The 23,982-nt window shown below is 72.9% G+C and carries 22 protein-coding genes; 19 read left to right on the top strand and 3 right to left on the bottom strand.

All coding sequences use genetic code 11. The features are described 5' to 3' along the window. The first annotated feature begins 35 nt into the window (after positions 1-35). From RLT58_RS08265 to RLT58_RS08195, 15 genes are all read left to right on the top strand, one after another. Entirely contained in the window at positions 36-1,388 is a 1,353-nt protein-coding gene (locus tag RLT58_RS08265; RefSeq protein ID WP_311309749.1) for an ATP-binding protein, read from the top strand. Further along, complete coding sequence (locus RLT58_RS08260; RefSeq protein WP_311309748.1) at positions 1,385-1,810, top strand: roadblock/LC7 domain-containing protein; 426 nt, start codon at positions 1,385-1,387, stop codon at positions 1,808-1,810. Before RLT58_RS08265 ends, RLT58_RS08260 begins: the two co-directional genes overlap by 4 nt. Further along, a complete protein-coding gene (locus RLT58_RS08255; protein WP_311309747.1) occupies positions 1,807-2,160 on the top strand; it encodes a DUF742 domain-containing protein in 354 nt (117 codons plus the stop codon). The genes RLT58_RS08260 and RLT58_RS08255 overlap by 4 nt, the downstream gene beginning before the upstream one ends. Further along, the gene (locus tag RLT58_RS08250) at positions 2,138-2,752 is read left to right on the top strand and encodes a GTP-binding protein (RefSeq protein WP_311309746.1); all 615 of its coding nucleotides are present in this window, start codon (positions 2,138-2,140) and stop codon (positions 2,750-2,752) included. The genes RLT58_RS08255 and RLT58_RS08250 overlap by 23 nt, the downstream gene beginning before the upstream one ends. After that, complete coding sequence (locus tag RLT58_RS08245; protein WP_311309745.1) at positions 2,749-4,002, top strand: cytochrome P450 family protein; 1,254 nt, start codon at positions 2,749-2,751, stop codon at positions 4,000-4,002. Before RLT58_RS08250 ends, RLT58_RS08245 begins: the two co-directional genes overlap by 4 nt. Positions 4,003-4,106: 104 nt before the next feature. Beyond that, positions 4,107-4,496, top strand: a complete 390-nt coding sequence (locus RLT58_RS08240) for a cell division protein SepF (protein WP_311309744.1) — start codon at positions 4,107-4,109, stop codon at positions 4,494-4,496. Between the two features lie 122 nt (positions 4,497-4,618). Continuing rightward, positions 4,619-4,978, top strand: a complete 360-nt coding sequence (locus RLT58_RS08235; protein WP_311309743.1) for a nucleotide pyrophosphohydrolase — start codon at positions 4,619-4,621, stop codon at positions 4,976-4,978. Positions 4,979-5,103: 125 nt separating this feature from the next. After that, positions 5,104-5,652 (top strand): DUF6099 family protein, encoded by a 549-nt coding sequence (locus tag RLT58_RS08230; RefSeq protein WP_311309742.1) that lies wholly within the window; start codon positions 5,104-5,106, stop codon positions 5,650-5,652. A gap of 28 nt (positions 5,653-5,680) precedes the next feature. Next, a complete protein-coding gene (locus RLT58_RS08225; protein ID WP_311309741.1) occupies positions 5,681-6,604 on the top strand; it encodes an LLM class F420-dependent oxidoreductase in 924 nt (307 codons plus the stop codon). 11 nt (positions 6,605-6,615) lie between these two features. Further along, entirely contained in the window at positions 6,616-7,596 is a 981-nt protein-coding gene (gene mmuM / locus RLT58_RS08220) for a homocysteine S-methyltransferase (protein WP_311309740.1), read from the top strand. A gap of 43 nt (positions 7,597-7,639) precedes the next feature. After that, entirely contained in the window at positions 7,640-9,181 is a 1,542-nt protein-coding gene (locus RLT58_RS08215) for a 3' terminal RNA ribose 2'-O-methyltransferase Hen1 (RefSeq protein WP_311309739.1), read from the top strand. Further along, a complete protein-coding gene (locus RLT58_RS08210; protein ID WP_311309738.1) occupies positions 9,178-11,757 on the top strand; it encodes a polynucleotide kinase-phosphatase in 2,580 nt (859 codons plus the stop codon). The genes RLT58_RS08215 and RLT58_RS08210 overlap by 4 nt, the downstream gene beginning before the upstream one ends. A gap of 54 nt (positions 11,758-11,811) precedes the next feature. Continuing rightward, complete coding sequence (locus RLT58_RS08205; RefSeq protein ID WP_311309737.1) at positions 11,812-13,044, top strand: arginine deiminase; 1,233 nt, start codon at positions 11,812-11,814, stop codon at positions 13,042-13,044. Positions 13,045-13,164: 120 nt separating this feature from the next. Continuing rightward, positions 13,165-14,169: an ornithine carbamoyltransferase gene (gene argF / locus RLT58_RS08200; protein ID WP_311309736.1), complete on the top strand. Its 1,005-nt coding sequence runs from the start codon at positions 13,165-13,167 to the stop codon at positions 14,167-14,169. 186 nt (positions 14,170-14,355) lie between these two features. Then, positions 14,356-15,783, top strand: a complete 1,428-nt coding sequence (locus tag RLT58_RS08195) for an amino acid permease (RefSeq protein WP_311309735.1) — start codon at positions 14,356-14,358, stop codon at positions 15,781-15,783. Between the two features lie 13 nt (positions 15,784-15,796). Here the strand turns inward: RLT58_RS08195 and RLT58_RS08190 are convergent, their stop codons facing one another. Continuing rightward, entirely contained in the window at positions 15,797-16,231 is a 435-nt protein-coding gene (locus RLT58_RS08190) for an ATP-binding protein (RefSeq protein ID WP_311309734.1), read from the bottom strand. Between the two features lie 242 nt (positions 16,232-16,473). Here RLT58_RS08190 and RLT58_RS08185 point away from each other — a divergent pair, with 242 nt between their 5' ends. Both RLT58_RS08185 and RLT58_RS08180 read left to right on the top strand, forming a co-directional pair. Then, a complete protein-coding gene (locus RLT58_RS08185) occupies positions 16,474-17,301 on the top strand; it encodes an enoyl-CoA hydratase family protein (RefSeq protein ID WP_311309733.1) in 828 nt (275 codons plus the stop codon). Further along, a complete protein-coding gene (locus RLT58_RS08180) occupies positions 17,286-19,601 on the top strand; it encodes a bifunctional salicylyl-CoA 5-hydroxylase/oxidoreductase (protein WP_311309732.1) in 2,316 nt (771 codons plus the stop codon). Before RLT58_RS08185 ends, RLT58_RS08180 begins: the two co-directional genes overlap by 16 nt. A gap of 66 nt (positions 19,602-19,667) precedes the next feature. On the opposite strand, the gene RLT58_RS08175 is transcribed toward RLT58_RS08180, so the two are convergent. Both RLT58_RS08175 and RLT58_RS08170 read right to left on the bottom strand, forming a co-directional pair. Continuing rightward, positions 19,668-20,486, bottom strand: coding sequence for a PaaX family transcriptional regulator (locus RLT58_RS08175; protein ID WP_311309731.1), 819 nt, complete (start codon positions 20,484-20,486; stop codon positions 19,668-19,670). Between the two features lie 4 nt (positions 20,487-20,490). Continuing rightward, positions 20,491-22,128 (bottom strand): AMP-binding protein, encoded by a 1,638-nt coding sequence (locus RLT58_RS08170; RefSeq protein WP_311309730.1) that lies wholly within the window; start codon positions 22,126-22,128, stop codon positions 20,491-20,493. A gap of 110 nt (positions 22,129-22,238) precedes the next feature. Between RLT58_RS08170 and RLT58_RS08165 the strand changes: the two genes are divergently transcribed. Continuing rightward, a complete protein-coding gene (locus RLT58_RS08165) occupies positions 22,239-23,366 on the top strand; it encodes an acyl-CoA dehydrogenase family protein (protein ID WP_311309729.1) in 1,128 nt (375 codons plus the stop codon). After that, positions 23,363-23,764, top strand: coding sequence for a RidA family protein (locus RLT58_RS08160; protein WP_311309728.1), 402 nt, complete (start codon positions 23,363-23,365; stop codon positions 23,762-23,764). Before RLT58_RS08165 ends, RLT58_RS08160 begins: the two co-directional genes overlap by 4 nt. The last annotated feature ends 218 nt before the right edge of the window (positions 23,765-23,982 follow it).

Genomic DNA, 23,982 nt, shown 5'->3' with positions numbered 1-23,982 from the left:
GACGGAAGGAACGCGGTAACGGCATGGGTTGGATCGTGGCAGTGATCGCCGTCGTCGCCGCCGTGGCGACGTCGACGCGCATGTACCGGGCCATCCGCTCGGAGCAGCTGGCCGCGGCCGGCACCGAGATCGCCGAGCGCCAGGCCAAGGCCGCCGAGGCCCGTACCGAGGCGCTCGTCGAGGAGATCCGGCAGCTGGCCCGCCGCCGCATCCCGGCCACCGCGCTCGCCCTCTCCCACCCCAGCGCCCAGGTCCCCGGACTGCGCGAGGCGGCCGAGGTCGACGGCGGCGCCGCCGCGCTGCTCACCGAGGCCGTCCAGGCGGCCAGGACCGCCGTCCTGGAGGAGCGGCAGCGCGTCGACGCCGCCGCCCGCGCCGCGATGCGGGGCACCTCGGCCAAGATCCAGTCCCTGCTGAACCAGTCCCAGCAGCTGCTGCACGAGCTCCAGCACGAGTACGACGACCCGCGCATCCTGCAACTGGACTTCCGCAACGAACTTGCGCTGCGCCGCACCCAGTCCACCGCCGTCCTCTGCGACGCCTGGCCCGGCCTCGCCCGGCAGAACTCGCCGCTCGTCGAGATCGTGCTCGGCGCCCAGTCCCGGGTGGCCGGATACGAGCGGATCAAGGTCGCCAACCATCTGCGGGACGAACGGCTCTCGCTCGCCGCCCGCGCCGCCGAACCCCTCGCCATCGCGCTCGCCGAGCTGCTTGCCAACGCCACCGCCTACTCGCACCCCGACACCGACGTACAGGTGACGATCCAGCAGGGCGGCGGCCGGGGCGCGTTCCTGGTCGTCGACGACGCCGGCATCGGCATGGACGAGGACGCCCTCGAACGGGCCCGCGCCCTGCTGGCCGGCCCCTCCGAGGTGCTGCTGACCGAGCTGGGCGACCCTCCGCAGACCGGGTTCGCGGTGGTCGGCCGGCTCGTCGTGCAGTACGGCTTCCACTGCCACATCGAGGCCTCGCCGTTCGGCGGCATGCGGACGATCCTGCGCGTTCCCGCACATCTGCTCACCGTGCTCGACGAGGACCGCGACCTCTCCGCCCTGGCACCCGCGCCGGTATCGGCCCCCGTCGCACCGGCGGCGGCGCCCACCGAGGCCGGCCCGCGTGCCCCGGCTCCCGCCCGCGCCCCCGAGGAGCCCTCCGTGCTCCCCAGCAGACGCCGGCGGACACCGCGCCCCGTGCCGGCCGCCGTCGCCGCCCCCGCCCCGCCCGCCGGACAGGTGTCCCGTACACCGGAGCAGGCGGAGGCTTCCTGGGCGGCGCTCCAGCAGGGCACCCTCAACGGCAGGAGCGTCGTCGGACGGGCCACCGCGCCGGATGCGGACGGCCACGACCACCAGGACGACCAGGACGACCAAGGAGACGACGAGACGTGAGCGCCCCCACCCCCACCTCAGGTGACCTCGCATGGGTGCTGACCCCGCTGCTGGAACTGCCCGGAGTCCAGCACGCCGTGGTCGCCACCGGTGACGGCCTCGTCGAGGGCGCCTCACCCGGCCTCGACCGGGCGTCCGGTGAACGGGTCGCCGCGATGACGGCCACCCTGCACGCAGCGGCCCGCGCCTTCACCACCGCCTTCACCGACGTCGAGGCCCCGCAACTGGCCCAGACCGTCGTCGAGTCCGACCTCGGCTTCGCCATCGTCGTACCGGCGGGCCGCAACACCACCCTCGCCCTGTTCGCCGAACCCGGCGCCAAACTCGGCGACATCGCCTACCAGATGCAGGTGCAGGTCACCGCCCTCACCCGGGCGATGCACGCACCCGCCCGCCAACCGGACACCGCCGCCCGGCCATGACCCCAGGACCGGGACGCCGTCTGATCCCCGCCTATCTGGTCACCGGCGGCCGCTCCCGGCCCGCCGGCCCCGCGCTCGACCGGCTCGCCGTGCTCGTGCGCACCGACGCCGCCCTGCCCGAGGACACCGGCACCCAGCAGCGCCGGCTGTGCGCCCTGCTGGAACCGGGCGCGCTCACCGTGGTCGAGTGCGCGGCCCATCTGGGCCTGCCGGTCAGCGCCACCGTCTTCCTGGCCACGGACCTCGCGGCCACCGGACTTCTGCTCACCCGACCGCCGATACCCAGTGCCGGGGAGATCGACCGGTCGCTCGTCGAGAGGCTGCTCGTTGGACTCCGCTCCCTGCCCTGACCGGACGGACGTCGGCTATCTGCCGGCCGCCGCCCGGACCCTGATGAAACTCGTCGTCACGGGTCCCTTCGGCGTGGGCAAGACGACCCTGATCCGCACCCTCTCGGAGATCGCCACGCTCCACACCGAAGAGGCGATGACCCAGTCCAGCACGCGGCTCGACGACACCGCCGGACTCCCCGAGAAGACCACGACCACGGTCGCGATCGACTTCGGCCGGCTGACCGTCCCGGACGACCTCGTGCTCTACATGTTCGGCACGCCGGGGCAGGAGCGGTTCCTGCCGCTCTGGGAGGACATCGCGCGCGGCGCGCTGGGCGCGCTCGTCCTGGTGGACACCCGGCGGCTCGGCGACTCCTTCGCCGTCATGGACATGGTCGAGGAACAGGGGCTGCCGTACGCCGTCGCGGTCAACCGCTTCCCGGACGCCCCTGCGCACAGCGACGAGGTCCTGCGCAAACACCTCGACCTCGACGAGGCGACACCGCTCGTCCAGTGCGACGCCAGGGAGCGCCGGGGCAGCATCGACGCCCTGATCGCGCTGGCCGAACACGTGCTGACCCGACTGCCGCAGCCCGAGGACCCGTCATGACTCCGTACGTTCCGCCGCCGCAGCCCCTCGCGCTGTACGGCCCCGCCTTCGCGGCCGATCCGCACGGCCACTACCGCAGGCTGCGCGAGGCGGGCCCGCTCGCGCCCGTCCGGATCGCGCCCGACGTCGAGGCGATGCTCGTCACCGACTACCAGGCGGCCATCGACCTGCTGCGCGACACCCACACCTTCAGCAAGGACCCGCGCGCCTGGCAGCGGACGGTGGCGCCGGACTCGCCGGTGCTGCCCGTGCTCGGCCACCGCCCCACCGCGCTGTTCAGCGACGGCGCCGAGCACGCCCGCTACCGCGACGCCATCAACGACACCCTGGCACTGATCGAACCGCACATCCTGCGCGCGGACGTGGCCAGGGTCGCGCAGCAGCTCATCGCCGAGTTCGCCGCCACCGGCACCGGCGACCTCATCGCCCAGTACGCCCGGCGGCTCCCGCTGCACGTCTTCGCCAGCTGGTTCGGGGTCGGCCCCGAGGACGGCGAACGGATCGTCGACGGCATCGGCGGCATGATGAACTCGGCGCAGGACGCCGCCGCCGCGTACGCCGACCTCGTCGAGGTCGTCACCCGCCTCGTCGCCGACCGGCGGGCCCGGCCGCGCCGCGACCTGACCTCGTACTTTCTGGCCCACCCGGCCCGGCTCGACAACGACGAGACGGTGCGCCAGATCACCCTGGTGATGAGCGCGGGCCACGACCCCACGACCAACCTGATCGGCAACGCCACCCTCCACATGCTCACCGACGAGCGGTACGCGGGCTCGCTGCACGGGGGAGCGATGACCGCGCACGAGGCGATCAACGAGGTGCTGTGGCAGGACCCGCCGCTGGCCAACCTGGCCGCGCACTACCCGCGCCACGACACCGAGTTCCACGGCGTACGGCTGCGCGCCGGGCAGCTCGTGCTGGTCTCCTTCGGCGCCGCCAACACCCAGTCCGCCCCGGCCGCTCCGGACGCCGGGGCCCGCTCCGGGGCCAGCGCCCACCTCGCCTGGTCGGCGGGACCGCACCGGTGCCCGGCCAAGCAGCCGGCGCTGCTCATCGCGATGACCGCGATCGAGCAGCTCACCAGCCAGCTGTGCGACGCGGAACTGTCCGTCCCGGTGGACGAACTGCTGTGGCGGCCCGGCCCCTTCCACCGGGCGCTGGCGCATCTCCCGGTCCGGTTCACCCCGCTCGACACCACCGTCACCACCGGCCCGCCGGAGCGCATCGAGTCCGCGTCGATCGGTTCCTGAGCCGTGTCGCTGGTAGGCCGAACGGGTGAGGGGCGAGACAATCGCCCGATGAACAGTGAGCGCAGCCGGCGCAACGCCAACCGAAGCACAGACGGGGTGGTCCGGTGAGCAGGTACGACGTCACGGACGAGCAGTGGGAGGGGCTGGCCCAGGTCGTACCGCTGCGCAGCCGCAACGAGTGGCCTTCCAGGGTCGACCACCGCACGGTGCAGGACGAGCAGGAGAGCGTCGAGCAGCGGCGCATGGTCGTCCTGCGGGTCCAGGTCTTCGCGGACGCGCGCGAGGTCGCCGAGTACCTGGTCGGCCAGGTCCCGGTCCTGCTCGACCTGACCGGCGCGGAGTCCGATGTGGCCAAGCGGATCCTGGACTTCACCAGCGGGGTCGTCTTCGGCCTCGGCAGCGGGATGCACCGGGTGGACCGCAACGTCTTCCTGCTGTCGCCCGTCGGCATGGAGGTCGAGGGCGTGACGGCGGCGGGCGTGCCGGGCGCCTAGGGCGTGCGGAGAGGGCCCTGCGGCCTGTACGACCGGGTGCCGTCCCGGCCCGACGAGGGCCGGGACGGCGGTCCCGGACAGCGCTGCCGGGCGCGCCGACCGACGGTGATAGACCTGGTGTCGTGACCGAACTCGATGTACGTACGCTTCAGAAACGGCTCGCCGCGTTCGCGGCGGCGCGCGACTGGGAGCAGTACCACACCCCGAAGAACCTGGCCTCCGCGCTGAGCGTCGAGGCCGCCGAACTCGTCGAGATCTTCCAGTGGCTGACGCCGGAGCAGTCGGCCGGCGTGATGCGGGACCCCGTCACGGCGCCCAGGGTCGCCGACGAGGTGGCCGATGTGCTCGCCTATCTGCTGCAGTTCTGCGAAGTGCTGGACATCGATGTCCTGGCCGCGCTGGCGGCCAAGATCGAGCGGAATGAGGGGCGTTTTCCGGTGCCCGGGGCAACGGAACGCCAAGATCGTCACTCTTCGGAGTGATCGACTTCTCCACAGTCGATCGAGTGTCCACAGATTTCCGAAATCCTCTGGCCTTTCGGTACCACCACCCTCACTGTGGGTAATGGAAGAGGTGAGCGGGTTTTCGGGTCGAGCGGGGGCATCGGATGGAAGCGGAGCGGCTGGTAGCGGTCATCAGGAAGGCCCTGGCGCAGAGCCGGGGCACACCGGACATCATCGCCGAGGCCTGGCAGGCACAGGCCCTGGCGCAGGCCATCGGGAGCCGGCTGGCGGCGAGCGGCCCCAAGGCGTTACGGGGCGAGGCGAGCGGCCTCAGCGAGATCGGCGGGCGGAGCAACGGCGCCCTGGACCACCCGGCGGCCCGGGCGGGAGTGGCCCGCGCGGCGCAGCTCTCCGAAGTCGCCGATCCGCGCGCGGCCCTGACAGGTCTGGGCACGCTGCTCGGCGAGGTCGGGATAGCCCTGGTCGGGGTGGCGTGCGAGACCGACGAGCAGAGCCTGTACTGGCAGTGCATGGAGGCGATCGACGCCGCCGACGAGTCGACGGACCGGGTGCGCGGCATGATCCGGCTGCTCGACGAGCGGGACCGCGAGCGCCTGGAGGACCTGGAGCGCGGGCGCGAGTGGGACGGCCCGCACGGCGTGCTCCACGGACCGGTCGGGCCGTCGGCCGACCTGGGGGTGGCAGAGGGATGACGGGCACGGGGAGGTGCAGGATGGAGGCATGGATCTTCGAATCTTCACCGAGCCCCAGCAAGGGGCGAGCTACGACACCCTGCTCACCGTCGCCAAGGCCACTGAGGACCTCGGCTTCGACGCCTTCTACCGTTCCGACCACTATCTGCGCATGGGCCAGGGCGACGGCCTGCCCGGCCCGACGGACGCGTGGATCACGCTGGCCGGGCTGGCGCGCGAGACCAAGCGCATCCGCCTCGGCACCCTGATGACGGCGGGGACCTTCCGGCTCCCCGGAGTGCTCGCCATCCAGGTGGCGCAGGTCGACCAGATGTCCGGCGGCCGGGTCGAACTCGGCCTGGGGGCAGGCTGGTTCGAGGAGGAGCACAAGGCGTACGGCATCCCGTTCCCCAAGGAGAAGTTCGGCAGGCTGGAGGAGCAGCTCGCGATCGTCACCGGGCTGTGGGCGACCGAGGTCGGCAAGACGTTCAGCTATGACGGGACGTACTACCAGCTCACGGACTCGCCCGCGCTGCCCAAGCCGGCCCAGGCCAAGGTGCCGGTGCTGATCGGCGGCCACGGTGCGAAGCGGACGCCGAGGCTGGCCGCGCAGTACGCCGACGAGTTCAACATCCCGTTCGCCTCGCTGGAGGACAGCGAGAAGCAGTTCGGCCGGGTCAGGGAGGCGGCCGCGGCGGCGGGACGCGGGCCGGACGACCTGGTGTACTCCAACGCCCTGGTCGTCTGTGTCGGGAAGGACGATGCGGAGGTGGCCCGCCGTGCCGCCGTCATCGGCCGGGACGTGGCGGAGCTGAAGGCCAACGGACTCGCGGGCTCGCCCGCCGAAGTGGTCGACAAGATCGGCCGGTTCGCAGCCATCGGGGCCTCCCGGATCTACCTCCAGGTCCTGGACCTCGACGACCTGGACCACCTGGAACTGATCTCCTCCCAGGTCCAGTCCCAGCTCGGCTGAGAGGAGCACCTGTGTCATCCGCCTCCCGCCCCCTCGCCGCCGCCCTCGCGGCGGGGACGGTCCTGCTCGACGGCGGGCTCTCCAGCCAACTGGAGGCGCAGGGCTGCGATCTGTCCGACGCGCTGTGGTCCGCCCGGCTGCTCGCCGACGGACCCGGGCAGATCGAGGCGGCGCACACGGCCTATGTGCGGGCGGGTGCGCAGGTGCTCATCACCGCCGGCTACCAGGCGAGCTTCGAGGGGTTCCGGCGGCGCGGGATCGCGGAGGCGGAGGCGGCGGGGCTCTTCGCCCGCAGTGTCGAGCTGGCCCGGAGGGCCGCCGGTGCGGTGGAGCGGGACGTCTGGGTCGCGGCCTCCGTCGGCCCGTACGGGGCGGTGACGGCGGACGGCGCGGAGTACCGGGGCCGGTACGGGCTCTCGGTCCGGGAGCTGGAGCGGTTCCACCGCCCCCGGATCGAGGCGCTGGCCGCCGCCGGGCCGGATGTGCTGGCGCTGGAGACGGTGCCGGACATGGTCGAGGCGAGAGCGCTGCTGCGGACGGCGGAGGGGTGCGGGCTGCCGGTGTGGCTCTCCTACACCGTGGCCGGGGGATGGACCAGGGCCGGGCAGCCGCTGGAGGAGGCGTTCGCCCTCGCCGGCGCCTACGACGGGGTGGTGGCGGTCGGGGTCAACTGCTGCGACCCGCGCGAGGTGGAGGAGGCGGTCCGGGTGGCGGCGGAGGTGACCGGGAAGCCGGTGGTCGCCTATCCGAACAGTGGTGAGGGCTGGGACGCGGGCGGGCGCGGATGGACCGGGGGCGCCACCTTCGACGCGGGCCTGGCCACGGCCTGGCGGGATGCCGGGGCGCGGCTGATCGGCGGCTGCTGCCGGGTCGGCCCGGCCACCGTCGCGCAACTGGCCCGCGTGCTCGGCGCCGGAGGGCCGAGGTCAGGGCCGGCAGGAGGGGCGGCCGGAGGAGCGACAGGAGGGACGGCAGGGCCGGGGAGGGGGTGAAATTGCCTGGTGGGAGGGAGCGAACCCGACCATAATCGGACGCGTGTTCCTGACGATCAGTACGACCGGCACCCCGGAGCGTCCCGCCACCGATCTCGGCTTCCTGCTGCACAAGCATCCCGAGAAGGCGCAGACGTTCTCCACCTCCCACGGCACCGCGCACGTCTTCTATCCCGAGGCGTCCGCGGAGCGGTGCACAGCCGCGCTGCTGCTGGAGGTGGATCCCGTGGCGCTGGTGCGGCGGGGCAAGGGCAAGGGCCGGGGCGGCGCCCCGGACGCGGCCCTCGCGCAGTACGTCAACGACCGCCCCTACGCGGCGTCGTCGCTGCTGTCCGTCGCGATGAGCACCGTCTTCAAGTCCGCGCTGAGCGGCACCTGCAAGGCGATGCCCGAGCGCGCCGGGACCCCGCTGCCGCTGCGGATCGAAGTGCCCGCCCTGCCGGCCCGTGGTGGTGCCGAGCTGGTCCGCAAGCTCTTCGGCCCGCTCGGCTGGTCAAGGGTGGACGCGGTGGCCGTACCGCTGGACGAGAAGTTCCCCGAGTGGGGCGACTCGCGCTATGTACGGCTCGTGCTGGAAGGCGAGTTGAGGCTCGCGGACGCACTGCGCCAGCTGTACGTGCTGCTGCCGGTGCTCGACGACGCCAAGCACTACTGGGTGGCACCGGACGAGGTGGACAAGCTGCTGCGGGCCGGGGAGGGCTGGCTCGCCGACCACCCCGAGCAGAAGCTGATCACCAGCCGGTATCTGTCGCGGCGCTGGGGGCTGACCCGGCAGGCGATGGAGCGGCTGGAGCTGGTACGGCTGGCCGAGTCGGACGACCTCGACGTCGAGAGCATCGACAACGCGGTGGACGAGACGGCCGACACCGAGGAGCGGCCCGTCCCGCTCGCCGAGCAGCGACGGGCCGCGATCCTGGCGGCGCTGACCGCCGCCGGAGCGAGCCGGGTGCTGGACCTCGGCTGCGGCCAGGGCCAGTTGGTGCAGGCGCTGCTCAAGGACGTGCGGTTCACCGAGATCGTCGGCGTCGACGTCTCGATGCGCGCCCTGACCATCGCCTCGCGCCGGCTGAAGCTGGACCGGATGGGGGAGCGGCAGGCCGCGCGGGTGACGCTCCGGCAGGGGTCGCTCACCTACACGGACAAGAGCCTGAAGGGATACGACGCGGCGGTGCTGAGCGAGGTCATCGAGCACCTCGACCTGCCCAGGCTGCCCGCGCTGGAGTACGCGGTGTTCGGCTCGGCGCGCCCCCGCACCGTTCTGGTGACCACGCCGAACGTCGAGTACAACGTCCGCTGGGAGACCCTCCCGGCCGGACACGCCCGCCACGGCGACCACCGCTTCGAATGGACCCGGGCCGAATTCCGGGGCTGGGCGGACGCGGTGGCCCGCAGGCACGGCTACGGGGTGGAGTTCCTTCCGGTGGGTCCCGACGACCCCGAGGTCGGCCCGCCCACCCAGCTCGCCGTGTTCACCCTGACCGCGGCCGACGGCGCGGAGAAGACCGCGAAGTCCGGCACGACGACCGAGAAGACCGAGAAGACCGAGAAGACCGAGAAGACCGAGAAGGAGGCGAACGCCGCATGAGCACCACGCCTGAGAGCACCCCGCACACCACGCGCACTCTGCCGGTGACCGACCTCTCCCTCGTCGTCCTGATCGGGGCGAGCGGCTCGGGCAAGTCCACCTTCGCCCGCGCCCACTTCAAGCCGACCGAGATCGTCTCCTCGGACTTCTGCCGGGGCCTCGTCGCCGACGACGAGAACGACCAGAGCGCCAGCGGCGACGCCTTCGACGTCCTGCACTACATCGCGGGCAAGCGGCTGGCCGCCGGGCGGCTGACCGTCGTCGACGCCACGAACGTCCAGCCGGAGAGCCGACGCCAGCTCGTGCGGCTGGCCCGGGAGCACGACGTGCTGCCCATCGCGATCGTCCTCGACCTCCCCGAGGAGGTCTGCCTCGCGCGCAACGCGGCCCGTCCGGACCGCGCCGACATGCCCCGCCACGTGGTCCAGCGCCACCGCCGCGAGCTGCGCCGCTCCCTGCGCGGCCTGGAGCGCGAGGGATTTCGCAAGGTGCACATCCTGCGCAGCGAGGAGGAGGCCGCGCACGCCGAAGTGGTGCTGGAGCGCCGCTACAACGACCTGCGCCACCTCACCGGCCCCTTCGACATCATCGGGGACATCCACGGCTGCAGCTCCGAGCTGGAGACCCTGCTCGGCAAGCTCGGCTACGCGGACGGGGCGCACCCCGAGGGCCGCACGGCGGTCTTCGTCGGCGACCTCGTCGACCGGGGCCCCGACAGCCCCGGTGTGCTGCGCCGCGTGATGGGCATGGTCGCCGACGGCAACGCGCTGTGCGTGCCCGGCAACCACGAGAACAAGCTCGGCCGCTACCTCAAGGGCCGCAAGGTCCAGCAGACCCACGGCCTCGCCGAGACGATCGAGCAGCTGGAGCGGGAGGACACCCGGGACCCGGAGTTCCGCAAGCGGGCCGGGGAGTTCATCGACGGACTCGTCAGCCACTACGTCCTGGACGGCGGCAGGCTCGTCGTCTGCCACGCCGGCCTGCCCGAGAAGTACCACGGCCGCACCTCCGGCCGGGTCCGCTCGCACGCGCTGTACGGGGACACCACCGGCGAGACCGACGAGTTCGGCCTGCCCGTGCGCTACCCGTGGGCGGAGGACTACCGGGGCCGCGCCGCCGTGGTCTACGGCCACACCCCCGTGCCCAGCACCTCCTGGATCAACAACACCATCTGCCTGGACACCGGAGCGGTCTTCGGCGGCCGGATGACCGCGCTGCGCTGGCCGGAGCGGGAGCTCGTCGACGTACCGGCCGAGCAGGTCTGGTACGAGCCGGCGAAGCCGCTGGCCACCGAGGCGCCGGGCGGCCGGGAGGGCCGTCCGCTGGATCTCGCCGATGTGCAGGGCCGCCGGACCGTGGAGACCCGGCACATGGGCCGCCTCGCGGTCCGCGAGGAGAACGCGGCGGCCGCGCTGGAGGTCATGAGCCGGTTCGCGGTCGACCCGCGGCTGCTCGCCTACCTCCCGCCGACCATGGCCCCGACCGCCACCTCGCACGAGGAGGGCTATCTGGAGCACCCGGCCGAGGCGTTCGCGCAGTACCGGGCGGACGGCGTGGCCCGGGTCGTGTGCGAGGAGAAGCACATGGGCTCGCGGGCCGTGGCCCTGGTCTGCCGGGACGCCGAGGTGGCACGCGAGCGCTTCGGGACCGGGGAGGCGGGCGAGGGCGGCCCGACGGGCTCCCTGCACACCCGCACCGGGCGCCCGTTCCTGGACGACCCCGCGCTCACCGAGACCGTGCTCGGCCGGCTGCGCGCGGCGGTCACCGCCGCCGGGCTGTGGGAGGAGTGGGACACCGACTGGGTGCTGCTCGACGCCGAGTTGATGCCCTGGTCCCTCAAGGCGGCCGGCCTGCTCCGCTCGCAGTACGCGGCGGTCGGTGCCGCGTCGGGCGCGGTGTTCCCCGCCGCCACCGGGGCGCTCTCGGCGGCTGCGGCACGCGGGATCGACGTGGGCGCGCTCGCGGACCGGCAGCGCGGCCGGGCCGAGGACGCGGCCGCGTTCACCGAGGCCTACCGCCGGTACTGCTGGAGCACCGAGGGGCTCGACGGGGTGCGGCTGGCCCCGTTCCAGATCCTCGCCGTGCAGGGCCGCTCGCTCACCTCCGTACCCCATGACGAGCAGCTGGCCTGGCTGGACCGGCTGGTGGAGCACGACCCCACCGGCCTGCTCCAGGTCACCCGGCGGCTCGTCGTCGACACCGGCGACGAGGCATCGGTCCGCTCCGGCATCGACTGGTGGCTGGAGATGACCGGGCGCGGCGGCGAGGGCATGGTCGTCAAGCCGCTCGGCGCCCTCGTCAGGGACGGCAAGGGCCGGCTGGTCCAGCCGGGCATCAAGGTGCGCGGACGGGAGTACCTGCGGATCATCTACGGTCCGGAGTACACCCGCCCGGAGAACCTGGACCGGCTGCGCGGCCGCTTCCTCGGCCACAAGCGCTCGCTCGCCCTGCGCGAGTACGCGCTCGGGCTGGAGGCGCTGGACCGGCTGGCCGACGGGGAGCCGCTGTGGCGGGTCCACGAGGCAATCTTCGCCGTCCTCGCCCTGGAATCGGAGCCGGTCGACCCCAGGCTCTAGAACGAGCGGGCGATTCGCCGGGTGAACGGTGCTCCGCGCGGTCAGGATGTGGGCATGGGATTCCATGTCGACTCCGAGGCCGGGCGGCTGCGCCGCGTCATCGTGCACCGCCCCGATCTGGAACTGAAACGGCTCACCCCGAGCAACAAGGACGCGTTGCTCTTCGACGACGTGCTCTGGGTGCGCCGGGCCCGTCAGGAGCACGACGGCTTCGCGGACGTGCTGCGCGACCGCGGAGTCGATGTGCACCTCTTCGGCGATCTGCTCCGTGAGTCGCTGGAGATCCCGGTGGCGCGGCGGCTGGTCCTGGACCGGGTGTTCGCGGAGAAGGAGTACGGCCCGCTGGCCACCGAGCATCTGCGGGCCGCCTTCGAGGAGCTGTCCGCCCCCGAGCTCTGCGAGGCGCTGGTCGGCGGGATGACCAAGCGGGAGTTCCTGGAGCGGTTCCGGGAGCCGACCTCGGTGCGCTTCCATGTGATGGACCTGGACGACTTCCTGCTCGGCCCGCTGCCCAACCACCTCTTCACCCGGGACACATCGGCCTGGATCTACGACGGGGTCTCCATCAACGCGATGCGCTGGCCGGCCCGGCAGCGCGAGACCGTCCACTTCGAGGCGATCTACCGGCACCACCCGCTGTTCACCGGGCCGGACGCGGGCGCCTTCCACCACTGGTCGCAGGGCCAGGACGACTACCCCTCCACCATCGAGGGCGGCGACGTCCTGGTCATCGGCCGGGGCGCCGTCCTGATCGGGATGAGCGAGCGCACCACTCCGCAGGCCGTGGAGATGCTGGCCCGGGGGCTGTTCGACGCCGGGTCCGCCCGGACGATCGTGGCGCTCGACATGCCCAAGAGCCGGGCCTTCATGCACCTGGACACGGTGATGACGATGGTCGACGGGGACACCTTCACCAAGTACGCGGGCCTGGGCATGCTCCGCTCGTACACGATCGAGCCGGGGGACGGCCCGCGCGACCTCAAGGTGACCGACCACCCGCCCGAGCACATGCACCGGGCGATCGCCGAGGCGCTGGGGCTCGACTCGATCCGGGTGCTCACCGCCATCCAGGACGTGCACGCGGCCGAGCGCGAGCAGTGGGACGACGGGTGCAATGTGCTGGCCGTCGAGCCGGGCGTCGTCGTCGCCTACGAGCGCAACGCCACCACCAACACCCATCTGCGCAAGGAGGGCATCGAGGTCATCGAGATCCGCGGCAGCGAGCTGGGCCGGGGGCGCGGCGGTCCGCGCTGCATGAGCTGCCCGGTGGTCCGCGACCCGGTGTAGCCGGGGCCGGCGGGGGGACGCCGGACGGCCCTGCGGAGGCTCTGTATAGCGATGCATTGCGTCGTATAGACTTCCAGGGTTACCGTATGCGTCCCCCCGCCCGACCCAGGAGCAGTCACCATGGCCATAGATCTCGCAGGCCGCCACTTCCTCAAGGAGCTGGACTTCACGGCCGAGGAGTTCCGCGGCCTGATCGGCCTGGCCGCCGAGCTCAAGGCCGCGAAGAAGGCGGGGACCGAGACGCGGCGCCTGACCGGGCGGAACATCGCGCTGATCTTCGAGAAGACCTCGACCCGCACCCGGTGCGCCTTCGAGGTGGCCGCCGCGGACCAGGGCGCCTCCACCACGTATCTCGACCCCTCCGGCTCCCAGATGGGGCACAAGGAGTCCGTCAAGGACACCGCCCGCGTCCTCGGCCGGATGTTCGACGGGATCGAGTACCGGGGCGACAGCCAGCAGGCCGTGGAGGAGCTGGCGGCCCACGCCGGAGTGCCGGTCTTCAACGGGCTCACCGACGACTGGCACCCCACGCAGATGCTCGCCGACGTCCTCACGATGACCGAGCACAGTGCCAAGCCGCTGGAGCGGATCGCCTTCGCCTACCTGGGCGACGCCCGGTTCAACATGGGCAACTCCTACCTGGTCACCGGAGCGCTGCTGGGCATGGACGTGCGCATCGTCGCGCCCAGGGCCTACTGGCCGGCCGATGCCGTCGTCGAGCGGGCCCGGGAGCTGGCCGGGGCCTCCGGGGCGAGCGTCACCCTCACCGAGGACGTCGCCGAGGGGGTGCGCGGCGCCGACTTCGTCGCCACCGACGTGTGGGTCTCGATGGGGGAGCCCAAGGAGGTCTGGGACGAGCGCATCGCCGCCCTCGCGCCCTACGCCGTCACCATGGACGTCCTGCGGGCCACCGGGAACGCGGACGTGAAGTTCCTGCACTGTCTCCCCGCGTACCACGACCTCGGCACCGAGGTGGCGCGCGGCATCCACGCCCGGCACGGGCTGACCGAGCTGGAGGTCAGCGACGAGGTGTTCGAGTCCGCGCACTCCGTCGTCTTCGACGAGGCGGAGAACCGGATGCACACGATCAAGGCCGTGCTGGTGGCCACGATGGCCGGGAGCTGACCGGCGCCGGGCCGCCCGCCCGTATGGCCATGCACCCATTTGGGTGAACATGCGGGTGAGTGCCTATGATGGTGGCCGTTGGTGGGGTTCGAGCTCGCACGCTCGAACCCCCTTTTCGTGCGCGCGACGGCCCCCACGCCCCCGCGCACCGTCCCCCCACGCACCGCCAGAGATGAGAACGCCGCCGTGAGCCCCCTGCGCCTTCCCGGCCCCCCGCACCGCGTCAAGGACCCCCACCGGCTGATCGCCGAGTCCGGCGCCGACCTGGAGGGCCACGGCCTCAAGCGCACCATGGGCCTCTTCCAGCTGGTGTGCTTCGGCGTCGGCGCGGTCGTCGGCACCGGCATCTTCGTGGGTCTGTCCGACAGCGTGGCCGAGGCCGGACCCGCCGTGGTGCTCTCCTTCGTCCTCGCCGCGGTGACCTGCATCTTCACCGCGTTCTCGTTCGCCGAGCTGGGCAGCGCGATCCCGGTCTCCGGCAGCTCCTACTCCTTCGCCTACGCCACCCTCGGCGAGCGCGTCGCCTTCCTCGTCGGCTGGTGCCTGCTCCTGGAGTACGGCGTCTCGGTCTCCGCCGTGGCGGTCGGCTGGAGCCAGTACGTCAACGAACTGCTGCACAGCCTCTTCGGCCACCAGCTGCCCGCCGCGCTCTCCGCAGGGCCCGGCGACGGCGGGGTGATCAACCTGCCCGCGGTGATCGTGGTCATGATGGCGGCCACCCTGCTGGTGCGCGGCATCCGCGAGAGCGCCGGCGCCACCGCCGCGATGGCCGTCCTGAAGATCACCATTCTGATCCTGTTCTGCGTCATCGCCTTCACCGCGTTCGAGCACGGCAACCTCACCCCGTTCGCCGCCCATGGCGCGGGCGGGGTCACGGCCGGGGCGTCGCTGGCGTTCTTCTCGTACATCGGCTTCGACGCCATCACCACGGCGGGCGAGGAGGTCAAGAACCCCCGGCGGAACATCCCGGTCGCGATCATGATCTGCATCGGCCTGGTCACCCTGCTCTACTGTGCGGTCGCCCTCGCCGCGATCGGCGCACTCGGCCCGGAGGTCGTCTCCGACAAGCCCGCCGCGCTCTCGCTGATCGTCGACCAGGTCACCGACTCCGCGGTCGGCGGCGGCATCATCGCGTTCGGAGCGGTCGTCGCCATCGCCTCGGTCGTCCTCGCCGTGATGTACGGACAGACCCGCATCCTGATGTCCATGTCCCGCGACGGCCTCGTGCCCCGGGTCTTCGAGCGGGTCTCGCCGCGCACCTCGACGCCGGTCGCCAACACCTGGATCGTCGCCGTCGTCTTCGCCGTACCGGCGGCCTTCTCCTCGCTCGACGTGGTGGTCAACCTGACGACCATCGGGACGCTTGCCACCATGGTCGCGGTCAATGTCGCCGTGCTCGTGCTGCGCCGCCGCAACCCCGAGGTCAAGGGCTCCTTCCGGGTCCCGCTGTACCCGCTCAGCCCGCTGATCGGCGTGGGCTTCTGCGTCTACCTCATGTACGGGACCGGCTGGACGACCTGGGTGCAGTTCGCGGTGTTCCTCGCCGTCGGCGCGGTGGTGTACGCCTGCTACGGGCGGAGCCGTTCACGGCTGGCCGCCCCCGACGCGGGCTGAGCGCCCTGCCGGTTCACAGCGGCGGCCGGGTGGGCGACGGCAGGGTGAACCAGACCGCCTTGCCGTGCTCCGTGGTGCGGTGGCCGCAGGAGGAGCTGAGGGTGCGGATCAGCAGCAGCCCCCGGCCGTGCTCCTGCCAGGGGTCCGGCTCGCAGCCCGGCTCCGGGCGGGACAGATCGCCCGGCGGGGCCGGATCCCGGTCGTGCACCTCCACCTGACAGCCGGTCGGCATGAGCTCGACCACCAGCTCGATGGGCTCGTCGCCGGGCGTGTGCTCCACGGCGTTGGCGACCAGCTCGGCGGTCAGCAGCTCGGCGGTGTCGCTGTCGGCCGGGGCGTCGATGTCCGCCAGCGCCGTACGGATCAGCGCGCGGGCGATCGGCACAGCGGCCGCGGAGTGCGGCAGTGCCACGCGCCAGGAGGCGGGGACGGGGACATCGGACGGCACGGCGGGGCTTCCGTTCAGGAGAGCGCGAACAGCCTTGGGCTCAAGCTTCCCGACGCTCAAGACTTCTTGTTTTCAACCATACGAAGCCCCGCGACACGGGCAAGGGTCTGCCGACCGGTACGAAGGGGACGTTCGTCACTACGTCCGCACGCTCCGCTTATCGCGTACTCGTGACGGAAGTCACGTACGAGTGATAAATTCGGGGTCTGGCAGCACCCCGACGGCCGAAGGGGACACCCTCCATGAGCCCGTTTCCCAGCTCCGCGCCCTGTACGGAGAACTGGCGCCATCTGCGGGTGACGACGCGGGACGGTGTAGCCACCGTCACCCTCGCCCGCCCCGACAGGCTCAACGCGCTGACCTTCGGCGCCTACGCCGATCTGCGCGACCTGCTGGCCGAGCTGTCACGGGAGCGCTCCGTACGGGCGCTGGTGCTGGCCGGCGAGGGGCGCGGCTTCTGCTCCGGCGGCGACGTCGACGAGATCATCGGCGCCACCCTCGCGATGGACACCGCCCAGCTGCTCGACTTCAACCGGATGACCGGTCAGGTCGTACGGGCCCTGCGGGAGTGCCCGTTCCCCGTCGTCGCCGCGGTGCACGGCGTCGCCGCCGGAGCGGGCGCCGTCCTCGCGCTGGCCGCCGACTTCCGGGTCGCCGACCCCACCGCCAGGTTCGCCTTCCTCTTCACCCGGGTCGGGCTCTCCGGCGGGGACATGGGCGCGGCCTACCTGCTGCCCCGCGTGGTCGGCCTCGGCCACGCCACCCGGCTGCTGATGCTCGGCGAACCCGTCCGCGCCCCCGAGGCCGAACGGATCGGGCTCATCAGCGACCTCGCCGAGGAGGGCCGCGCCGACGAGACCGCCGCCGCGCTCGCCCGCCGCCTCGCGGACGGGCCCGCGCTCGCCCTCGCCCAGACCAAGGCGCTGCTCACCGCCGAGCTGGACATGCCGCTCGCCGCCTCGGTCGAGATGGACGCCGCCACCCAGGCCCTGCTGATGCACGGCGAGGACTACGCCGAGTTCCACGCCGCGTTCACCGAGAAGCGGCCGCCGAAATGGCAGGGCCGGTGACCGCCCCCGCCGCCGGTGGCCCCGCCGCACTCCGCCGTATCGCGGTCATCGGCGGCGGCCCCGGCGGGCTCTACGCGGCGGCCCTGCTCAAGCGGCTGGGCCCGGAGCGCGAGATCACCCTCTGGGAGCGCAACGCCCCCGACGACACCTTCGGCTTCGGCGTCGTCCTCTCCGACGAGACCCTCGGCGGCATCGAGCACGCCGACCCCGTCGTCCACCGGGCGCTCCAGCGCGAGTGCGTCCGCTGGGACGACATCGACATCGTGCACCGGGGCCACACCCAGACCTCCGGCGGCCACGGCTTCGCCGCGCTCGGCCGCCGCCGGCTGCTGGAGATCCTGCACGAGCGCTGCGCCGGGCTCGGCGTACGGCTCCGCTTCCGCGAGCAGGCCCCGCCCGCCGCCGAACTCGCCGCCACCCACGACCTGGTGGTCGCCGCCGACGGCGTGCACAGCCTCACCCGCGAGGCCCATGCCGAGAGCTTCGGGCCCCGCGTCACCGCCCACCGCTGCCGCTACATCTGGCTCGCCGCCGACTTCGCCCTGGACGCCTTCCGTTTCGAGACCGCCGAGACCGCGTACGGCGTGATGCAGCTGCACGCCTACCCCTTCTCCCCGGACGCCTCCACCGTCATTGTCGAGATGCGCGAAGAGGTCTGGCGCGCCGCCGGATTCGACATCTGCACCCCCGCCGAGTCCACCCGCCACTGCGCCAAGATCTTCGCCGAGGCCCTCGGTCACCGGCCGCTGCGCTCCAACAACTCCTCCTGGCTCACCTTCCGCACCGTCGTCAACCGCCGCTGGTCGCACGGCAACACCGTCCTGATCGGCGACGCCGCCCACACCGCCCACTTCTCGATCGGCTCCGGCACCAAGCTCGCCGTCGAGGACGCCCTCGCGCTCGCCGCCTGCATCGAGGAACAGCCCGGCCTGCCCGCCGCCCTCGCCGCGTACGAGGGCGAGCGCCGGCCCGTCGTCGAGTCGACCCAGCGCGCCGCAGCGGCCAGCCTGCGCTGGTTCGAGGAGCTGGGTACGTACGTCGACCAGCCGCCCCGGCAGTTCGCCTTCAACCTCCTCACCCGCAGCCGCCGGGTCACCCACGACAACCTGAGACTGCGCGACCCCGCGTTCACCGCGGCCGTCGAGGACGAGTTCGGCTGTGCGCCCGGCACCCCGCCGATGTTCGCCCCGCTGCGGCTGCGCGGCCTGGAGCTGCGCAACCGGGTCGTCGTCTCGCCCATGGACATGTACTCGGCCACCGACGGCGTCCCCGGCGACTTCCACCTCGTCCATCTCGGGGCCAGGGCGCTCGGCGGCGCCGGGCTCGTCATGACGGAAATGGTCTGTGTGAGCCCCGAGGGCCGCATCACCCCCGGCTGCACCGGCCTCTACACCGACGCACAGGCGGCCGCCTGGACCCGGATCACCGACTTCGTGCACACCGGATCACCCGGCACCGCCATCGGCGTCCAGCTCGGCCACTCCGGCCGCAAGGGCTCGACCAAGCTCATGTGGGAGGGCATCGACCAGCCCCTCGACACCGGCAACTGGCCGCTGACGGCCGCCTCCCCGATCCCGTACACCGCAGGCGTCAGCCAGGTCCCCGAGGCCCTGGACCGGGCCGGTCTCGACACCGTCCGGGAGCAGTTCACCGCCGCCGCCCGCCGCGCCGACGCCTGCGGATTCGACCTCCTCGAACTCCACTGCGCCCACGGCTATCTGCTCTCCGGCTTCCTCTCCCCGCTCACCAACCGGCGCACCGACGCCTACGGCGGACCGCTGGAGAACCGGCTCCGCTTCCCGCTGGAGGTCTTCGACGCGGTCCGTGAACAGTGGCCCGACAACCGGCCGATGACCGTCCGGATCTCCGCCACGGACTGGGCCGAGGGCGGCACGACGGCCGAGGACGCGATCGAGATCGCCCGCGCCTTCGTCGCCCGCGGGGCCGACGCCATCGACGTCTCCACCGGCCAGGTCGTCCCCGGCGAGCGGCCCGAGTACGGACGCTCCTACCAGACCCCGTACGCCGACCGGATCCGCAACACCCTGTGCGTCCCGGTCGTCGCGGTGGGCGCCATCTCCTCCTGGGACGACGTCAACTCCCTGCTGCTCGCGGGCCGCGCGGACCTGTGCGCGCTGGCCCGCCCCCATCTGTACGACCCGCACTGGACGCTCCACGCGGCGGCCGACCAGGACTACGCCGGGCCGGGCGCGCCCTGGCCGCTCCCGTACCGCGCGGGCAACCGCACCCCGCCGACGGGCCGCACGGACGCGCCGAAACCCCGGCTCACCCTGGGCTAGGGCGCGTCGTCGGACTGACGCTGCCCGGCCGCCCTGCGGGCAACGACACCAGTTCGACGACACGCCCTAGCGGCCCCGCACGAACGCCGCTCCGGCGTCCCGCAGCCGCTCGTGCAGCAGCCCGAACACCTCCGCCGACCTGGCGCCGGGCCAGTCCTCGGGCAGCAGCTCCCGGGGCAGCCCCGGGTCCGCGTACGGCAGCTGGCGCCAGGAGTCCAGGGCCAGCAGATAGTCCCGGTAGGCCCGCTCCGGATCGGGGGCCGCGTCCGCAGCCGACTCCCAGCTCCGCAGCACCGGTTCGTTCGTGCCGAGGAAGTCGTGGTGGAGCCGGGCCAGCGCCGCCAGGTCCCACCAGCGGGCCACCGACTCCCCGGTGGCCGCGAAGCCCAGGTGCTCACCCCGGAACAGATCGACGTAGGGGGCGAGTTCCAGCTGCTCCAGAGTGTGCCGGGTCTCCTCGTACAGCCCCGCCGGGGCGATCCAGACGCCGGGCGCGGCCGTGCCGAACCCCAGCCGGGACAGCCGCGAGCGCAGCAGATGGCGCTTGTGGCGCTCGGCCTCGGGGACGGAGAAGACGGCCAGCACCCAGCCCTCGCCCAGCCGGGGCGCCGGGTGCCGGTAGATCCGCAGGTCGCCGTCGTCGAGCAGCTGGCGGGCGTCGGCCGAGAGCGCGTATCCGGCCGCCCCGTCCCTCGTGCGGGCCGCGACGAGCAGCCCGCGCCGCTTCAGCCGGGAGACGGAGGACCGTACGGCGGGGGCGTCCACGCCGACCGCGCCCAGCAGCCGGATGAGTTCGGCCACCGGCATCGGGGCGTCGCCGGGGGCGCGGCCGTAGGCGCCGTACAGGGTGACGATCAGCGAGCGGGGTGTGTGCGGTTCGGCCATGTGATCATTCTCGGTCCGGTGCGGCCGCGGCCGCACCGGGTTCGTCCTCGCGGAGCCTGAACCGTTGCAGTTTGCCCGTGGCGGTCCGGGGGAGGGCGGGCAGGAAGGTGAACAGGCGCGGGCACTTGTGCGGGGCCAGCTCGGCGCGCATGAAGGCGCGCAGCCCGTCGGCGGTGAGCGTGGAGCCCTCCCGCAGGACCACGTAGGCGGCGACGATCCGGCCGCGCAGCTCGTCGGCCCGGCCCACCACCGCCGCCTCGGCCACCTCGGGATGGCGCAGCAGGGCCTCCTCGACCTCGGGGCCCGCGATGTTGTACCCGGAGGAGATGATCATGTCGTCGGCGCGGGCCACATAGCGGAAGTAGCCGTCCGCGTCGCGCACATAGGTGTCGCCGGTGATGTTCCAGCCGTGCCGTACGTACTCCCGCTGCCGCTCGTCGGCGAGATACCGGCAGCCGACCGGTCCGCGCACGGCCAGCAGCCCCGGTTCGCCGTCCGGCACCGGGGTGCCGTCCCCGTCCACCACCCGCGCCTGCCAGCCGGGGACCGGGACGCCGGTGGTGCCGGGGCGGATCGCCTCGTCGGCGGCGGAGACGAAGATGTGCAGCAGCTCGGTGGCGCCGATGCCGTTGATGATCCGCAGCCCGGTCCGCTCGTACCAGGACCGCCAGGTGGCGACCGGCAGGTTCTCGCCCGCCGACACGCAGCGCCGCAGCGCGGACAGGTCGTGCCCGTCGAGCTGATCGAGCATCACCCGGTAGGCGGTCGGCGCCGTGAACAGCACCGAGACCCGGTGCTCGGCCAGTGCGGGCAGCAACTGCCTGGGGCCGGCCTGCTCCAGCAGCAGCGCGGAGGCGCCCGCGCGCAGCGGGAACAGCACCAGACCGCCGAGCCCGAAGGTGAAGCCGAGCGGCGGACTGCCGGCGAACACGTCGTCGGGCTCCGGCCGCAGGACGTGCCGGGAGAAGGTGTCGGCGACGGCCAGCACATCGCGGTGCAGATGCATACAGCCCTTGGGGCGCCCGGTGGTCCCCGAGGTGAAGGCGATCAGCGCGACGTCGTCCGCCGCGGTGTCCACGGCCCGGTACGGCCCCGGCCGGGCCTCGGCCAGCCGCAGCAGGTCGTCCGGCGCCCCGCCCCCGTACGCCGTGATCCGCAGCCCCGGCACCCCCGCCTTCACCAGGTCCTCGACCGAGCGGGCGTCGCACAGGGCATGGCTGATCCGGGCGATCGAGCAGATCGTGGTCAGCTCGGTGGCGCGCTGCTGGGCCAGTACGGTGACGGCGACGGCGCCCGCCTTCAGCACCGCCAGCCAGCACGCCGCCAGATGCGGCGTCGTGGGGCCGCGCAGCAGGACGCGGTTGCCGGGCACGACCCCCAGGTCCGAGGTGAGGACATGGGCGATCCGGTCGACCAGCTCCCGCAGCTCCCCGTAGCTCAGCACCCCGCCGTCGGGCGTACGGAAGGCCGGGCGGCCGGGACCGAAGCGCTCGGCCGTGCGGTCCAGCAGCTCGGCGGCGCAGTTGAGCCGGTCCGGATAGTGCAGCTCGGGCAGGTCGAAGACCAGTTCCGGCCACTGGTCCTCGGGCGGCAGATGTTCCCTGGCGAAGCCGTCGATGTGCGCTGAGGTATTCGGGTCCATGAAGGATCGCCCCCTTGTCGCCCTTGGAGCGTATCGTTTGGGTGACGGTAGTCAACGGTCCGCGATAAAAAGAGCGGTCCGGCGGGGCTTTCGACAGGAGAGGCGCCGGTATGACGGCATTCTCGCTCGATCCGGCACAGACCGCCTGGTGCGAGGAGCTGCGCACCCTGGCCGAGGAGCGGCTGCGCCCGCTCGCCGGCGAGGGCGAGCCGGGACACGTCAACCGCCCGCTGATCGCCGCGCTCGGCGAGCTGGGCCTGCTGGACCGGATGCTCGGCTCCGGCGCCCTCGGCTTCTGTCTGCTGCGCGAATCACTCGCCCGGGGCTGCACGGAGGCCGAGACCGCCCTCGCGCTCCAGGGCCTGGGCAGCGCCCCGGTGGCGCAGGCGGGCACCCCCGCCCAGCGCGAGCGCTGGCTCCCCGGGGTCCGGGCCGGACGCGCCGTCGCCGCCTTCGCGCTCAGCGAGCCCGGGGCGGGCTCGGACGCGGCGGCCCTCGCGCTCGACGCCGCCCCCGCGCCGGACGGCTGGCGGCTGACCGGCGAGAAGTGCTGGATCTCCAACGCCCCGGAGGCCGACTTCTACACCGTCTTCGCCCGCACGACCCGGGACGCCGGGGCCCGCGGTGTCACCGCCTTCCTGGTCCCCGCCGACCGGCCCGGCCTGACCGGAAGCGCGCTGGACATGCTCTCCCCGCACCCCATCGGCGCCCTCCGCTTCGACGGCGTCCCGGTCACCCCCGACGATGTGCTCGGCGAACCGGACCGGGGCTTCCGGGTCGCCATGAACACCCTCAACCTCTTCCGGCCCAGCGTCGGCGCCTTCGCCGTCGGGATGGCCGCGGCCGCCCTCGACGCCACCGTGGAGCACACCGCGACCCGCACCGCGTTCGGCGGGCCGCTCGCGGACCTCCAGGCCGTCTCCCACCAGGTCGCCGAGATGGCCACCCGCACCGAGGCCGCCCGGCTGCTGGTCTACGCGGCTGCCGCCGCGTACGACGCGGGGGAGCCGGGCGTGCCGCGCCGCGCCGCGATGGCCAAGCTGTACGCCACCGAGACCGCGCAGTACGTCGTGGACACCGCCGTCCAGCTGCACGGCGCCCGCGCCCTGCGCCGGGGTCATCTGCTCGAACACCTCTACCGCGAGGTCCGCGCCCCCCGGATCTACGAGGGGGCCAGCGAGGTCCAGCGCACCATCATCGCCAAGGAGCTGTACGCGAACAGGGAGCCCTCCGCATGAGCCCGATCCACCGGATCAACCCCGCAGAACTCTCACCGCCCACCGGCTTCTCGCACGCGGTCACCGCCACCGGGAGCCAGCTGGTCTTCCTGGCCGGGCAGACCGCCCTGGACCACCGGGGCGACGTCACCGGGACGTCCCTGCCCGAACAGTTCGCCGTCGCCCTCGCCAACCTGCTCACCGCCCTGCGCGCGGCCGGCGGCTCCCCGGCGGACCTCGCCCGGGTCACCGTCTACGCCACGGACGTCGACGACTACCGCGCCCACGCCCCGGAGCTGGGGCAGATCTGGCGCCGGCTGGCGGGCCGCGACTACCCCGCGATGGCCGTCATCGGGACCGCCCGGCTCTGGGACGAACAGGCGCTGGTCGAGATCGACGGGGTGGCGGTCCTGCCCTGAGCGGCCTCGGAAGCGGCGCCGTCCGCCCCGGCGGCCGGTGTGCGGGACGCAACTGATCGCACTGCGCGGCAGTGGGCGCGGCGCGCCGTACGGGTGAAGCACGGCCGGGGATATATCTGTATTTAGTGCGCACTGTCCGTTCTGTAGTCCCTCGCGCCGCACCCCCCGGCGCGGCCGGATCCCGTACGCCCTCACCGGGCGGGCGCGGGGCACTCCGC

This window comes from Streptomyces sp. ITFR-16 (genome assembly GCF_031844705.1).
In the GTDB taxonomy this organism is placed as follows: domain Bacteria; phylum Actinomycetota; class Actinomycetes; order Streptomycetales; family Streptomycetaceae; genus Streptomyces.
Note: the sequence above shows the minus strand (reverse complement) of the source record. Positions and strands in the feature narration are given on the sequence as shown.